This window comes from Capnocytophaga sp. oral taxon 323 (assembly GCF_001278825.1).
GTDB classification, from domain to species: domain Bacteria; phylum Bacteroidota; class Bacteroidia; order Flavobacteriales; family Flavobacteriaceae; genus Capnocytophaga; species Capnocytophaga ochracea.
The window spans coordinates 2552033-2568060 of record NZ_CP012589.1 but is presented as its reverse complement, the minus strand read 5'-3'; the positions used below and the strand labels follow the sequence as shown (position 1 = coordinate 2568060).

Annotated in this window: 8 protein-coding genes and 1 pseudogene; 3 read left to right on the top strand and 6 right to left on the bottom strand. The window is 38.2% G+C overall.

Annotated elements, in window-relative coordinates; genetic code table 11:
• Positions 1-23: 23 nt before the first annotated feature.
• Positions 24-2870, bottom strand: coding sequence for a TonB-dependent receptor domain-containing protein (locus AM608_RS11050; protein WP_053581873.1), 2847 nt, complete (start codon positions 2868-2870; stop codon positions 24-26).
• Positions 2871-3150: 280 nt separating this feature from the next.
• On the opposite strand from AM608_RS11050, the gene AM608_RS11045 reads away from it, so the two are divergent.
• Complete coding sequence (locus AM608_RS11045) at positions 3151-4470, top strand: sugar MFS transporter (protein ID WP_053581780.1); 1320 nt, start codon at positions 3151-3153, stop codon at positions 4468-4470.
• 86 nt (positions 4471-4556) lie between these two features.
• Here AM608_RS11045 and lysS read toward each other — a convergent pair whose 3' ends face one another.
• The 5 genes and pseudogenes from lysS to AM608_RS12660 form a co-directional block, all read right to left on the bottom strand.
• Positions 4557-6245: a lysine--tRNA ligase gene (gene lysS / locus AM608_RS11040; RefSeq protein ID WP_053581779.1), complete on the bottom strand. Its 1689-nt coding sequence runs from the start codon at positions 6243-6245 to the stop codon at positions 4557-4559.
• Between the two features lie 391 nt (positions 6246-6636).
• Complete coding sequence (gene nhaD / locus AM608_RS11035; RefSeq protein WP_053581778.1) at positions 6637-7962, bottom strand: sodium:proton antiporter NhaD; 1326 nt, start codon at positions 7960-7962, stop codon at positions 6637-6639.
• Positions 7963-8033: 71 nt separating this feature from the next.
• The gene (locus tag AM608_RS11030) at positions 8034-10964 is read right to left on the bottom strand and encodes a glycoside hydrolase family 3 N-terminal domain-containing protein (protein WP_053581777.1); all 2931 of its coding nucleotides are present in this window, start codon (positions 10962-10964) and stop codon (positions 8034-8036) included.
• Between the two features lie 88 nt (positions 10965-11052).
• Complete coding sequence (locus AM608_RS11025; protein WP_002670899.1) at positions 11053-12429, bottom strand: sigma-54 dependent transcriptional regulator; 1377 nt, start codon at positions 12427-12429, stop codon at positions 11053-11055.
• Positions 12430-13796: 1367 nt separating this feature from the next.
• Positions 13797-13883, bottom strand: a pseudogene (locus tag AM608_RS12660) (glycosyltransferase); the annotation flags it as partial.
• A gap of 202 nt (positions 13884-14085) precedes the next feature.
• Between AM608_RS12660 and AM608_RS11020 the strand changes: the two are divergent.
• On the top strand, positions 14086-15315 hold the full coding sequence (locus AM608_RS11020) for a 3-phosphoshikimate 1-carboxyvinyltransferase (protein WP_053581776.1): 1230 nt from the start codon (positions 14086-14088) through the stop codon (positions 15313-15315).
• Between the two features lie 227 nt (positions 15316-15542).
• Positions 15543-15857: an HU family DNA-binding protein gene (locus tag AM608_RS11015; protein WP_002670816.1), complete on the top strand. Its 315-nt coding sequence runs from the start codon at positions 15543-15545 to the stop codon at positions 15855-15857.
• The last annotated feature ends 171 nt before the right edge of the window (positions 15858-16028 follow it).

The window sequence follows — 16028 nt, the reverse complement described above, 5'->3', positions numbered from 1 at the left end:
CTTATCTTTTATTTTTCAACTTATTAGAAGTTATAGCGTACTCCGAAGCTAAAGGTACGACCGTCACCGAAGTATACTTGGTTTCTTACATCAATATCTTGATAAGTTTTACTGCTATTAGTAGTGTGGATACTTGTATAAGACTCTGAAATATAGTAAGTATCAAGTACATTATAAGCTTGCACTGAGAAAGTAAGACGTTGCTTATCGGTAAGTTGCCATTTATAAGAAGCCCCTAAATCAAAGAGATTATAACTTGGTAATTTGAGAGCACCTTTTTCAGCTTCAACTTTTTTATTGAAATTAGAAATATTTAAATTCGCATATAGATCATCTACGTAACGCCAATCAACATCGAATTTAAGTCCTTTTATAGGTGGTAGTATAGTTAGACCCAAAGAAGCAGTTGTTTGCGCGGTAGAACCTACTTTCACTTTGTCTAAGAAAAGTTTTACTTGGCTAGCACTACCTGCTGGTACTACATTTCCTTGATCATCGATAGTTTCGTTGCTTTCATTAGTAAGATTACCAGAAGCATCTCCTTTATAGTACCAATCACCTAATGAAAGAGAAGCATTTACCCTCACATAATCATTGATTTTAGCATTTGCTTCAAGTTCTATACCTTGGTGAATTTCTTCAATACCTAAGATATTTGCATAAGCACGAATTGTATTATTTTTAAGGTTATTAGATTTGCGTAAATAACGATCCTTCCAAGAAGTGTGATATAGGTTCAAATTGACATTCAAAAAACTTGATTTAAACCCGTAACCGAGTTCTACTCCAAAAATTTTTTCATTAGTAAGAGAAGGGTTTAAGAAGTTTCGGTAATTAGGATATACAGCATCAAACAATGGTTGTTTAGAGTAATATCCTACATTTGCAAACACATTGTGATGTTCGTTGATATTGTAATTTATACCACCTTTGATATTATAACCTACGATATCTTTGAAACCTGTTTTAGTACTCATAGCAGTTTCAGGTTTACCTGTAATAGCTAATGTACCTGGTTTTAAAAAATTATCTATACGCTGGTAGGACTGTATCGAAGTAGCTCCTTGTATGAAGGCAGAGAAATGATCATCAGAGTATTCAAACTGAGAGAAGAGGCCAAACCATTTCACTTCTCCATCATTGCTATAGCCTATTTGGTTTTCTAAAGGCTCTGTTTTTTGGAACGGATTCCAAGAAACATTAGCGGGAACAACGGTGGTTACCACATTAGGATTATTTAGATTCTTATTCTTATTGTCAGCATAAGAGTTATTTCCTAACATATCAGTAACAACTTGGTGGTGATAGCCATAATAGTATCTACCATCTAACCCAATATTTGCTGTAAAATTATCATTAATTTGGTGTTGCAAGTTAGTAAGGAAGCCATACCAATCGTGAGAGTTCACGGAACCATTGCGTATGAAACCTTGGTTTACAGAGCCTTCTGATTTTCCGCTAGGGTCGGTTACTCTTACACTTCTACCTGCTTCACCAGGGTGTTGCATAGTCTCCAATCCACTTACTGCCTGACCTTTGTTATATTGTACTGCTTTGTCAAAGTCAATCAAACCTTCTTCAGTACGAAGTGTATTTAAATAATGTTTTTGAAGGGAGTAAGATGTAGTACCGCTCACTGTTGTTGAAGAGAAAGAGTGAGCTTCACCTAAAGAGTTGGTGCCCATACCACGTCCTAAAGAAGCGTATACTACGGTACTAAGTGAGGTACTTTCGCTTATTTTCCAATCCCAGTTGAGCATTGCTACGGGTTTGTGATATAGATTTTTCTTAATAGTATATTCTTCACCATCTAAGTATCCCCAATCTGAATTGTATTTGCGATTAGGTTCATCACCATCGCCATAGCGTAAATAATCAGACAACAAAGGACTGTTAGAGCGTTGGTGATGCCATTGTGGAGCTCCTGTAAACATCAGCTGGAAACTGTGTTTATCGGAAGGTTCATAGCCTAAAGCAAAATAATAGCTATAGCCATCAAACTTGGTACCATCTACGTATTTACGTCCGGCATTTTTACTGAATAACACAGAAGCCGACCAACCTGTAAGGCTCTTACCTGTATTGTAAGCAACTAATCCTTTATACTCTTGGTTACTACCATAGCTAAAGTAAGCAGTTCCTCCTTCGGACATATCGGCAGCACGTGTTACCACATTAATAGTACCTCCTACTGAAGCTATTGCTAACTTAGAAGCTCCAAGCCCGCGCTGTACTTGCATTGCTGAAGTAACATCGGCAAGACCTGACCAGTTACTCCAGTAAACAGTACCACCTTCCATATCGTTTACAGGCATACCATTTACCATTACAGCAATGTTTTTGGTATCAAAACCTCGAATATTGATTTTAGAATCGCCAAAGCCTCCTCCGCCTTTGGTGGCGTAGACAGAAGGTGTGCGATTGAGTACTTCAGGAAGTTCACGTGTACCTAATTTTTCTATAATTTCGGTAGCTTGAATAGTAGATACCGCCACAGGTGTTTTACGCTCTTGTGCAATGTCTAACAAGGTGCTTTTACCTGTTACAATTACCTCTCCTAGGGTTTGTTGGTCGCTTGTAAGGGTAATTCGCACGTGCGCCTTACCATTCACAAGTTTATACGAAACTGTCTTGGTAACATATCCAAGATAAGAGAACTCTAAGATTCCAGTAGGTGAATCTACATTCAAGGAATACTTACCGTCCATATCAGTAGAAGCCCCTTTGGTAGTCCCTTTAACCAAAACATTTGCTCCCATTAACGGAGCGTTGTAATCACCATCAATTACTTCACCTGTAATAACTCCTTGCTGAGAGTAAAGCATTGATGTGAGAAAAAGTACGGCTACATTTAAAAACCAGCTTTTCATTATATTAGTTAAATTAGTTACGAAGGTTATGGTCAGTAGTGAGCTAAGTAGTACTATCTTATTCGGAGCAAAGTTACTAACTTTTTTGATATCCCCCAACAGATTTGTCAAAATATTTTCTAACATATTTATTAACAAGGATTCTATCTAGACATAAAGCATTAAATACAAGTATGTTGTGCGCTTAAAGTTATGTATACAGCAAAAATAAAGTGTTAAATTTTAACTATTTTTTAATCTTTTGTAGTAGATTTGCGCTCTAAACCGAGCTTATACAGCAATGAATAGACAAAAGAAACATACCCAAGCCTTTGTTCTGGTAGCACTTTTATTCTTACTTTTTGGAGGTTTAACAGTGCTCATACAGCTTTTATTACCTCATCTTCGTGATGTGTTTCAGTTGCATTATTCCGATGCAGCCTATATTCTTCTATCTTTCTTCTTGTCTTACTTATTTTTTTCTATCCCTGCAGGTTTTATTCTCACTAAAATAGGTTATCAGCGAGGCATTATCTTAGGTCTTTTGCTTATCTCTTTGGGTGCTTTGCTTTTCTATCCTGCTGCTGGGGAACGCTTATATTGGGTATTTTTAACTGCTATCTTCGTATTAGGCTGTGGCGTTACTTTCCTACAAGTGGCTATGAACTCTTATATAGTGATTTTAGGCGACGAAGCCACTACACCTCGCCGGCTCACTTTCTCTCAAGCTTTCAACGCTATAGGCACTACTATTGCTCCTATATTTGGAGCCGCTTACTTACTGAGCAACGAAATAAAAAAAGAAGCTGAAATAGGAGCCTTAGACACTACAGATAAGCTTATTTATTTTCGTGAAGAAGCCTTTTCTATACAATTACCTTTTTTGTATATAGCCTTATGGGCACTTGCTTTAGCATTTGTTTTTGCAGTAGTTAAATTACCTTATGCTTATAGAATAAAAGAAGAAGTAAATAAAGACAGTTATTGGAATCTTCTCAAGAAAACTCCCTTACTGTTGGGGGCTATAGGTATCTTCTTGTATGTAGGTGCTGAAGTAGTGATAGGAAGTTATGCAGTAAACTACTTCATCGATATGAACATCACTAAGGATATTTTAGAGAACCCTTTTATGTGCTTTATTGTAGAAACGCTTGGCTCATTGGCGGGGAAACCTCATCTAACCTCAGCCGACCCCAAGGCTGTTATAGCTGTTTTTCTCACTTTCTACTGGGGAGGTGCTATGTTAGGACGCTTTATCAGTGTTTATCTCATCAAGTGGATTGTCCCCGCCAAAGTTCTCATTGCTTTTGCTATAGTTGCCATCTCTCTTATTTTGTTTTCTATCAATACCGGTGGTTTGCTCTCAATGTGGACTTTATTAAGTATCGGCCTCTTCAATTCTATGATGTTTCCCACTATCTTTGCGCTTGCTTGTGAAAGGATAGACGAACTCAAAACTCAAGCTTCAAGTATCCTTTGTACGATGATTGTCGGTGGCGGACTCTTGCCTATTCTGTACGGTTTCCTTACCGACTATATAGGTTTCCGCTTAGCATTCCTCACCTTAGTAGTTTGCTACGGTTATATCGCTTTCTTTGGCTTTTACAAGAACAATAAATAATTTATTAAAGGTTAATGGTCAATAAAAAACTTTGTCAGAGTCCTTGGACTCTGACAAAGTATATAATTTGCTAATTTTCAAATTTGTTAATTTGCTAATTCCACAAACAGTTCTTCTCCTTCTTTTACTACTTTCGCTACTTTCTTACTGGTAAGACCTTTAATGGCTTTATCCCATTTCTTGTTAGAAAATGCTGTTTGTGTTTTGAGAGCATCTAAAAGCAGTCTTTCTGAGGTTTTTAAAAGCTCAAACACTACTTTCTCGTCTTCCGAAAGCTCTACTTCTTTCTTCTCAGGACGCATTTGTGGGAAGAAAAGCACTTCTTGTATACTCTCATTGTTGGTAAGGAACATTACGAGTCTGTCCATACCGATACCCAAACCTGAGGTAGGTGGCATACCGTATTCAAGAGCACGCAAGAAATCTTGGTCAATGAACATCGCTTCGTCGTCGCCTTTTTCTGAGAGTCGCAATTGTTCTTCAAAGCGCTCACGTTGGTCAATAGGGTCGTTCAATTCCGAATAAGCATTGGCAATCTCCTTACCGCATACCATTAACTCAAAACGTTCAGTAAGGTCGGGGTTGTCGCGGTGTTCTTTGGTCAGTGGCGACATCTCTTTCGGGTAATCGGTAATGAAAGTAGGCTGAATGAAGTTACCTTCACATTTCTCACCAAATATCTCATCTATCAGTTTGCCCTTGCCCATCGCCTCGTCTACCGCAATACCGATAGACTGTGCAAAGGCTCTCAATTCGTCTTCTGTCTTCCCAGTGATGTCAAAGCCTGTGAACTGTTTAATAGCATCAGTCATCGTAAGGCGTGGATAAGGTGCTTTGAAATCTACTGTATGTTTACCAAAGGTCGCCTTAGTGGTACCATTCACGGCTATAGCGCAATGTTCGATTAAGCGTTCAGTGAAGTCCATCATCCAGTGATAATCTTTGTAAGCCACATAAATTTCCATAGCCGTAAACTCAGGGTTGTGAGTCCTATCCATACCCTCGTTGCGGAAGTTCTTAGAAAATTCATACACTCCATCAAAACCTCCTACAATAAGACGTTTTAAGTAAAGTTCATTGGCAATACGCATATACAACGGAATGTCCAACGCATTGTGATGGGTGATAAACGGACGTGCACTAGCTCCCCCTGGTATAGCTTGTAGTATAGGTGTCTCTACTTCCAAATAACCTGCATCGTTAAAAAACTGACGCATAGCATTGAAGAGTTTAGTGCGCTTGATAAACACTTCTTTCACTTGTGGATTTACTACCAAATCTACATAGCGCATACGGTAGCGTTGTTCAGGATCGGTGAAGGCATCGTGTACTTTACCATCGGCATCTACCTTAGGCATAGGTAGCGGACGTAATACTTTTGAAAGTAGCGTAAAGTTCTTTACCAATACGGTTTTCTCACCCATTTTAGTGATGAAGAGTGTTCCTTCAGCACCTATAAAGTCACCTAAATCCAATAATTTTTTAAACACCTCGTTGTAAAGCGTTTTATCATCAGTAGGGCACATCTCATCGCGGTTGAAGTACAATTGCATCGTGCCTTCACTATCCTGCAAAGTAGCAAACGAGGCTTTTCCTTGTACACGCAACGACATCAATCTACCGGCTACAACCACTTGTTTACCTTCTTCATAATGGTTGGCTACATCCTTAGAGGTAGTATCAACCGGATATAATGGAGCGGGATAAGGGTTTATCCCCAATTCTTTCAATTTAGAGAGTTTTTCTCTGCGAATGATTTCTTGTTCTGATAACATCTTTTTTAATGATTAATGCTTAATGATAAATGATTAGTAGCTAGTGATTAATTGAAATACTTTTAGGGTGCAAAAGTACGGCGTTTTTTTGACTTACACAATAGTATTCGCAAATAAACACGATGTTCATATTTAAAGTTTTAAGAGTCTTCTCTCTTACAATCCTATTTATTCTGTAAAACAATTCTTCATAATGTGCTTTTGCTAACAAAGATACTAAGTTATTTTTAAATGTGAACACTGTACATTGAAGTACTTTTATATTCTCTATACACCTCCCATAATACACAAAGAGAGACTAAAAAGTAACTATGCTGATGTTCAGCTATAAAAAAGACTGCCTAAATATAATTCTTTAGGCAGTCTTTCCTATATAATGTATCGTTTTATGCTATCCAAAAACGTGTAAAGCTTCAAAACTTACCAAAGTAAGATAACCTAACACAAAACCTAAAAGGGCTATCCATAAGATGTTTTTCACATACCAAAAGAAATTAATCTTCTCCATACCCATAGCTACTACCCCCGCAGCCGAACCAATGATAAGCAAGCTACCTCCTGTACCAGCCGCATAGGCAATGTAGTGCCAAAGACCACTATCCATAGGTTCTTGGAACATACCCATACTAGCCGCTACTAATGGTACGTTGTCTATTACAGCAGAGGCAAAACCTAAGAGCAAAATTACTACGTTTGTACTTGGGATAGTCTCATTCAATGTTTGTGCAAAGTTGAAAAGCGTACCGATAGTTTGCAATGAAGCCACTGCCAAGAGAATTCCTAAAAAGAATAGTATGCTCGAAAATTCGATACGTTCTAATGCACGATGAATACTGAATTTATCCTTATCGGTTGATGAAAGTTCCCTGATAGGTTTTAATTTTTCAGAAATAAACCACATAGTAGCCAGAGCAAAAAGCATACCTATATAAGGAGGTAAGTGTGTAATCGATTTAAAAATAGGCACAAAGATAATAGAGATAAAGCCTATTACTAACACAGGCATACTGCTCTTGTAAGTAATACTCTCTTCGCTGTTTGAAGTGTCTATCTTTCCTTTGAATACAGGTAAAAACGAAGCGACAAACAAAGGTACTATCAAGCATACAGTAGCAGGAATAAATACGTATTCTACTAATTTAGCAGCGGTTACTTTGTTTTTTACCCAGAGCATAGTAGTTGTTACGTCACCGATAGGAGACCAAGCCCCTCCTGCATTGGCAGCGATCACAATGAGGGAAGCATACCAAATGCGCTCTTTTTGGTCAGGTATGAGCTTACGTACAATGGTTATGAGAATAATGGTAGTAGTAAGGTTGTCGATAATAGCAGAGAGAAAAAAAGCAATAACACCTATAATCCAAAGCAATTTTACTTTGCTTCTGGTGCGAATCATCCGCTTGATGATTTCAAACCCACGGTGCATATCAATGATTTCTACAATGGTCATTGCACCGATTAAGAAGAAGAGTATTTCGGAAGTTTCAGCTAAGTGATGTCGTAGTGCTTCATCAATAGCATTACTGTTGTTAGCTATATCTACGGGCACTAACACTCCGTTGAGCACTTCTAGTACATCAAGGTTAAATACTTTAAGTATCGTCCAACAGATGACAGCCATAGCTAAGGCTGAAATGGTTTTGTCTACCTTTATTTGGTGTTCGGTAGTAATACAAAGATAGCCAATGAGAAAAATGGCAATAATCCACGCTTCCATATAATAAATTCTATTTTAAAAATTAACGTGGCGCAAATGTACTAAAACTTCTCGTTATATACCAAATCTTTTTAAAAGTTTTTATTCGCAGATAGGGCTTGGTACACCACTCCTTGTATCTTTTGGCGCACCAATCGGTTTACCAAAAGTTTATTGTCAGAAGAGGGATAAGTGCGGTTCGAGAGGATAACTATTACTATTTCATTAGTGGGGTCAGCCCACGCAAAAGTGCCTGTAAAACCGGTATGTCCAAAGCTATCCATTGGCACACAACCACAAGTAGGACCTGATTTGCCTAACTGTGGCTTATCAAATCCTAAGCCTCGACGGTTGCCTTCTGGACAGTAATTACAAGTGTTGAAGATTTTTATAGCCTGAGGTTGCAAGAACCACGTACCACCGTAATACCCTTGTTGGAGGTACATTTGCATCACTTTGGCTACATCGTCGGCAGTTCCAAAAAGTCCTGCGTGCCCACCAACCCCTCCTAAAAGAGCAGCTCCTTGGTCGTGTACGTACCCACGAAGCTCCTGAGCTCGGAAGGTTTTCTCATCTTCGGCAGGTGCAATATTTACAGGAGAGAAGCGTTGCAAAGGAAGAAAAGTAAGCTGGTAGGCTCCTAAACCTCTATAAAAGTGCTTCTGAACGATTTCTTGTAGGGGCTTCTTGTTTTTTTTTTCTATGTACTTCTTGAAATAATAATAAGGGAGGTCGCTATATAAGTACTTTTTATCTTTGATAAGCTCACTCTCGTCAATTGTTTTATAAATACTGTCAGTATACCCTTCTCTAAGATATAAGTCTTTGGCTACCTCAGTAGGGAAAGAATCACTTTTGGTAGTGCTGTAATACTCAGGCGAAGGCTTTTTATCAATGTCTAAGGTTTTTCGGTAAAAAGGAATCCACGACTGGAACTGAGCATAGTGCGAGAGCACATCTTTCATTACCAAATCTCCCTTGTTTGTATGTTTGAGCTTTGGTAGCAAATCCTCAAAAGTATCTACGGGTTTGAAATCTCCACGCACATAAAGGCGCATCAATTCGGGGAGAGTAGCCAATATCTTCGTAAGCGAAGCGAGGTCGTAAATAGTATTGTCGGTCACTTTATTAGCTGGATTGTAATCTAAAGTACCAAAATTTTTGCGGTAAACTACTTTTCCTCTTTTGGCAACCAATACTTGCATCCCGGGTGTCATCTTTTGTGCTACAGCATCAAGAGCTATGCTGTCTATCTCTTTTAGTTTAAGAGAATTAAGCCCCACGCTTTCAGGTAAGCCGTAAGCTAAGCGTCCTATTCTGGGAGTAGCAATTGAAGTGCCTACGGGTAAGTTAGGGTGTGCTGTTACAGGCAAAACTCCTTTGCCCTCAATAGCACCAAAAATGAGCTGAGCGGCTTTCTCTTGGGCTACTTTGTGGTTTTGGTAAGCAAATACAATGGCTTTAATAGGAGCTATATTTTTCACATCGAGCATCGCATAGGGGCGAGTAAACACTGCGAGGATTACCTTTTTTTTCTTAGCAATATGCTCTAACCATTTCAGTTCGTTCTCTGTAAACTTGTATGCGTCCCAAGGGGTCTTATTTGGTTTGTGCAACCCGATGATAATCGTGTCAAAAGGTTCAACTGCTTCATATAGCTGTGCCTCATTCTTAGACTCAATAAGCACGGTCTCTGCGTATTTGCGTAAAGTGGAATAAAACGCCCAACCACTGTCGTTGCCAAACTTCACATAGGCTATTTTTCGCTTGTCCAAGTCTTTTATAGGCAGTATATTTTCCTTGTTTTGCCCTACCGTAATCGCATTTTCAAACAGTTCCTCAGTGAGCAAATCGTCTTCTATTGCGTGCAAGGTAGAGGTTACAGTGCTTTCGTCTAGCTGTTTAAAAGATGTGAGCCCCACTTTGTATTTAGCCATTAGTATTTTCTTTACTGAATGTGCTAAGCGTTCCTCACTGATGCGTTTGTTCTGGTAGGCTTTCTTCATTGCCTCAAAACCCTTAGCTACATTAGCTGGCATCAGCAAAATATCGTTACCCGCCAAGAAGGCTTCTACTTCCACTTCGCCTACGGGCAAGTATTCCGATACCCCTTTCATACCAAGTGCATCGGTAAAGATAAGCCCTTGATAACCTAATTTCTTTTTGAGTAAATCAGTGATAATAGCACTTGATAACGACGAAGGTAGCCCTGTTTTAGGTTCTAAGGAAGGAATATTGAGGTGCCCTACCATTATGCTAGCTACTCCTTCTCTGATGAGGGCTTTAAAAGGGTAAAGTTCTACCTCGTCAATACGGTTAGCAGCAAAAGATATAAGCGGTAAAGTTTTATGAGAATCTTTAGAAGTATCACCGTGACCAGGAAAGTGTTTGGCACTGCCCAACACCCCTACCGACTGCATTCCGCGAGTAAAAGCAAGCCCTTTTTGGGTTACATTCTCTTTATCCTCGCCAAACGAACGATTTCCTATAATAGGGTTATTCGGATTTGTGTTAATATCAATATCAGGAGCAAAGTTAAACTGCATACCCAATTGTTTGCAGTGTAACCCTATACGTCTACCGGTACGTTCTACAAGATAGTTATCTTTGATAGCCCCAAGGGTCATATTCCACGGGTAAGCATAAGTAGAGTCCAAGCGCATCGCCAATCCCCACTCGGCATCCATTGCCATAAAAAGCGGAATTTTAGAAAGTGCTTGGTATTCATTAGTGAGCTTTGCCTGACGCTTCGGTCCTCCTTTGGAGAAGATAATCCCTCCAATGTAGTATTTCTTTATGAAGTCTTTTACCTCTTCGGCTTTTTTTGTGCCTATATGGCTTGAAAATACCGATACCATAAACAGTTGCCCAATCTTTTCATCAAGGCTCATTTTGTTATAAGTGTCGTTCACCCACTGCTGTTGTGCTTGGGCATCGGTAGTTGTTAAAGGAGATTTATTTTGGGCAAGTGTAGTAAATAGTGATAAGTAAAAAAAAGTAATTAGTAAATAAGTCTTTCTCATTTTTTAAGATAAAAAGTAAAAGGTAAGAAATAACAGATAAGAGGCGTTTTACTTGCCTTTTACCTTGTTACCTCTTACCCTTTACCTATTAAAATTCGTCTATATTATAGGCTTTAAGTTTGTTGTAAAGTGTTTTACGTGTAAAGCCTAACAGCTTAGCTGCTTCTGTTTTATTATTATGGGTCTCGTGTAGCGCACTAATAATGAGTTCACGCTCGTTTTCTTTGGTTGAAAAAGAAAAACGCTCGGTAGGGAAATGGCGTGTTTCGGTAATTACAGGCTCTGGCAACTCATTTTCGGTAATATAATCACCTTGTGTGAGTAGGGCAGCGCGTTTCACCGTGTTCGATAGTTCGCGCAAGTTACCTCCCCAAGTGTATAAAAGCATCTTTTGTACCGCCTTTTCAGTAAACCCTTGTACGTTTTTATGTAGCTTTTCATTTGCTTTTTCCAAGAAATATGAAGCAAATATCATCAAGTCGTCTTTGCGCTCACTTAGCGAAGGTACTTTTATCGAAAACTCGTTCAATCGGTGATAAAGGTCTTCGCGAAACTCTCCTTTTCCTACTGCTGCCAATAAATCTTCGTTGGTAGCTGCCAATACACGAATATCAACTTCTATTTCCTTAGAACTACCAATAGGTTTAATACGGCGCTCTTGTAGGGCACGTAGCAACTGTATTTGGTTGTCATAGCTTAGGTTTCCTACCTCATCAAGGAAAATAGTACCACCATTTGCCTCTTCAAAGTGTCCTTTTTTATCGGTAATTGCTCCCGTAAACGAACCCTTTACGTGACCGAAGAACTCACTCGATGCAATTTCTTTAGGAATGGCACCGCAGTCCACCGCAATAAAAGGCTTGTTACGACGCTCACTTTTCAAGTGAATAGATTTGGCTATCACCTCTTTACCCGTACCACTTTCACCAGTAATGAGTACCGACATATCCGTAGGGGCTACCAAACTGATAAACTTATTCAGCTTTTTAGAAGCGGCACTTACGCCTTCTATATATGAATTTTCGTTCGTAACAACAGGCTGAGCAGCTTTGCCAGGGCTGTTGTCCGCCTTCACATTTTCCTTCTTAGGTAACGAAGCCGTACGCGTACTGCTTTGCGCATTCTTAATAACATTCAGTACGTCCTCTTGTTGGAACGGTTTCGATATATAATCAAAAGCACCCAATTTCATTGCCTCTACCGCAGTCGATACTTCCGCATAGCTGGTCATTACCACTACAGGCAAATCTGGATATACTTCTTTCACCTTTTTCAAGAAATTGATACCATCACCATCGGGCAAACGTAAATCAGTGAATACTAAACTTAGCGATGCATTTAGGCTTTTCTCCGCTTCTTCTAAATTATAACATCTTACTACTTCATATCCATTGCGCTCCAAAAATTTACCTAACATTTTGGAAAAAACTACATCATCTTCTACTAAAAGAATTGGATTCTTCATACTTTATATATGTCTTTTTAAATTAAAAAATATACTGTTTTTAGCCGTCCTCTCACTTATCATTATATGATAAAAATATGAACATCAGCTTTGTGCGTTTAAAAAGCGCTCTTTAAAACAGGACAAAAATTTTGCAAATATACAAAACTTTTCTAATAAACATACTATATTAATAAAAAAAGACTTTCTTTTTTCAAGAAAGTCTTTCTTCAATGCATATAATATAAATACTACTACTAACTCCCAATATTTGTTAGTACTTTAAGCTAGCTTGGCTAAACTTAAAGGAATGTCTTAAAATAGTTTAATAAATGATTGTGTTTAAACAATTAAAATTTTAGCAATGTTCTTAATATAAAAGTTGTTTCCCAACAACACAATGAAATGAAATTTAATTTTTAACAACAGTTTTGTTTAATGATTCTTATCTAACAATGTTTCTTTTAGCAATTTTTTCAGTAATTTAATTTTTAACCATTTTCTGTTTGTGACAAATCATTTATTTTATTACTATGCACAATAAGTCTTATCAACTTACGCCTACTATATAGAAAATTCCGTGCCAAAATACCGCAAATCTGTTCATAACTACATTAAAACACTTATTATCAATATAATAAGTTATTAACAACCTGTTGACAACTTGTTAGTATCCCGTGCATAACCTGTGTACAAAGTGTGTAGTTATACACAAAACGTGTAAATATGTAACTCTTTACACACTATCACTCCTCAGTTCAACCCCTCCTATACAATATCATCTCCTCTCCTTCTCTTCATCTTATTTTCATCTTAACCTCAATTCAACCATCAAATTCATCTCACAAGTGCTACTTACTCCACAAATCTGAGTGTACAAAAGAACTATTTTCTCCACTACCCTTCTACCAATTCTCTACCAATTGTCCGTGCAGCTCATCTCTACCCGTCGTGCTATACCCTCACATTACCTTCACCATTCGTCCCTCGCTATTCGTCATTTCTTCACTTTTCCGTCGCTACATTCCCCCTCTCCGAAGTAGCCAGCAATAGCTGGATATATGCCTCGCGAAAGCTGGGTATGTGTAAAGGGGGGAGATTTGTCTCCTTTTCCAGCTTGTCCCCCTTTGGGGGTTCGGGGGCTTACCCAATAAGTAACTCACCACATTTCCCCTTTGAACGGAAGTCCGCGAGAGCGAAGTATGTGTAAAGAGGAATGTTACCCCCTAGTGCCTATGACCTAAGGCCTATCACCTATTCCTCTTTCTTTCGCCTCGAAACCTCGTTTTTACCATTTTTATACTCGTTGTATCATATTATGAATCAACTACTTATATACCCTTTCTATACCAATCGTCCAAGATTCGTATAAGCTTCCTATAAGCTCTCTATAAGCTAACCCCACCCTCCTTACACCCTTTTTTCACCAAAAATCCTCTCAACTCCCTTCCGAACTTCTCCGTTTCCTTCCGAACCCCTCAACTCTCCAAATTTGCTAATTCAACAGCCTGTCGTGCTACAACTGCCTGTGCGGCTCGCACCTTTGGCAAAGTTAATTATCAGTATTATTATTATTAGTATTATCAGCATTTTTGGTTTTATCAGCATTATTCCCTACCTTTGCACCCTATTAAACACCCATTAACCATTAACCATTAACTTTTTACCTTTTACCTTATGAACATACAATTACCTCATTCTACATTACAGTCAGGAAAACATTTGTTGCTCTCAGGCTCCAAGTCCGAAAGCAACAGAGCGCTTATATTGCAAGCGCTCTTTCCTGAACTCACTGTGCAAAACCTCTCCACTGCCGATGATACCCTACTGCTACAACAAGCTCTTACCTCTCACACAGAAGTTGTAGACATTCATCACGCAGGTACTGCAATGCGCTTTCTCACCGCTTATTTTGCAATACAGCAGGGCAAAGAAGTGCTTCTCACAGGTTCTCCCCGAATGAAAGAAAGACCCATAAACCTATTAGTAAATGCATTACAACAGTTAGGTGCCGATATTACATATACTGAAAAAGAAGGATTTCCACCTATATATATAAGGGGAAAAAAGCTTACTAACAACGAAGTACATATTCAAGGCAACGTCAGCAGTCAGTACAGCTCAGCTTTATTGCTTATTGCTCCTGCTTTGCCTAATGGACTCACCTTGCATTTGAAAGGAAAAGTTACCTCTCTGCCTTACTTAAAAATGACTACCAATCTCTTAGCTCATTACATAGGACAAGAGCAAGTGTTGTTCAAAGCCAATATTATAAAGGTAAACACAATGAAAGGAAAAAACTTACTACATAACAGTTGGGAAGTAGAATCCGATTGGTCTTCCGCCTCCTATTGGTATGCTTTTGTTGCCTTATCGCCCATAGGCACCACCCTTTCATTGTCCTATTTTAAACCGCATAGCCTGCAAGGTGATAGTGCCTTAAAAACTATTTATGAGTTTTTTGGAGTGCACTCCTCATTCAAAGGTAATGAATTAACTATTGAAAAAGTAGCTGAACCTCAGCAAAAGCGTTTCGAGTATAACCTAAATGCAACCCCCGATATAGCACAAACCATTGCCGTTACCTGTGTAGCAATGGGCTTAGAGTGCCATTTAACAGGTTTACACACTCTTAAAATCAAAGAAACCGACCGCCTTCAAGCACTACAAACCGAATTGAGAAAGTTAGGAGCAGAAGTAAGTATTACTCACGACAGCTTGCATTTAGCACCTTGCCCACACTTGCGCTCTGGCATTAGCATTGCTACCTATAACGACCATCGAATGGCAATGGCTTTCACACCTTTGATGCTAAAAACTACCCTCGAAATAGCCGATAAAGAAGTTGTGAGCAAATCTTATCCCTTTTTTTGGCACGACGTAACTCAGCTTACAGTTAAAAGATAATCATTAAAACTTATTTTCAATCAGTAACATAAAAATCTACCGCAATACGACAAAAGTATATTTTAATCGTAAAATATTAGAAAACAATGTTTTAAACAACTAATTATCAGACACTAAAAAATAAAAAATAAAAAAGTTGTTCTAACATAGTGTTTATTAAATAATTAATTTGTACCTTTGCACGCTGAAAGGATTTAGAGAATATTATTAATAAAAACAATATAAAGATGACAAAAGCAGAAATTGTATCAAAGATTTCCGACAAGTTGGGTCTTGATAAAAACGACGTTCAACTAACGGTTGAAAACTTTATGAACGAAGTAATCAACACATTAGAAAGTGGTCAAAACGTATATCTTAGAGGCTTCGGTAGCTTTATTATCAAAACTAGAGCTGAAAAAACTGGACGCAACATCTCTAAGAATACCACTTTGAAAATTCCCGCTCATAACATTCCTGCCTTTAAACCTGCAAAAGTATTCGTTGAAGGAGTTAAAGCTAAGGTAAAAGTAGCTAAAACTGATAAAAAAGCGAAAAAATAACATTGTATTAATAAATCACAATATATTAAATAATTAAGTTATGCCAAGCGGAAAAAAAAGAAAAAGACATAAAGTGGCTAACCACAAACGCAAAAAAAGAGCGAGAGCTAATCGCCACAAAAAGAAAAAGTAGTTTTTAACTACTTTTTCTCTTTAAAGTAGTATTGTTTA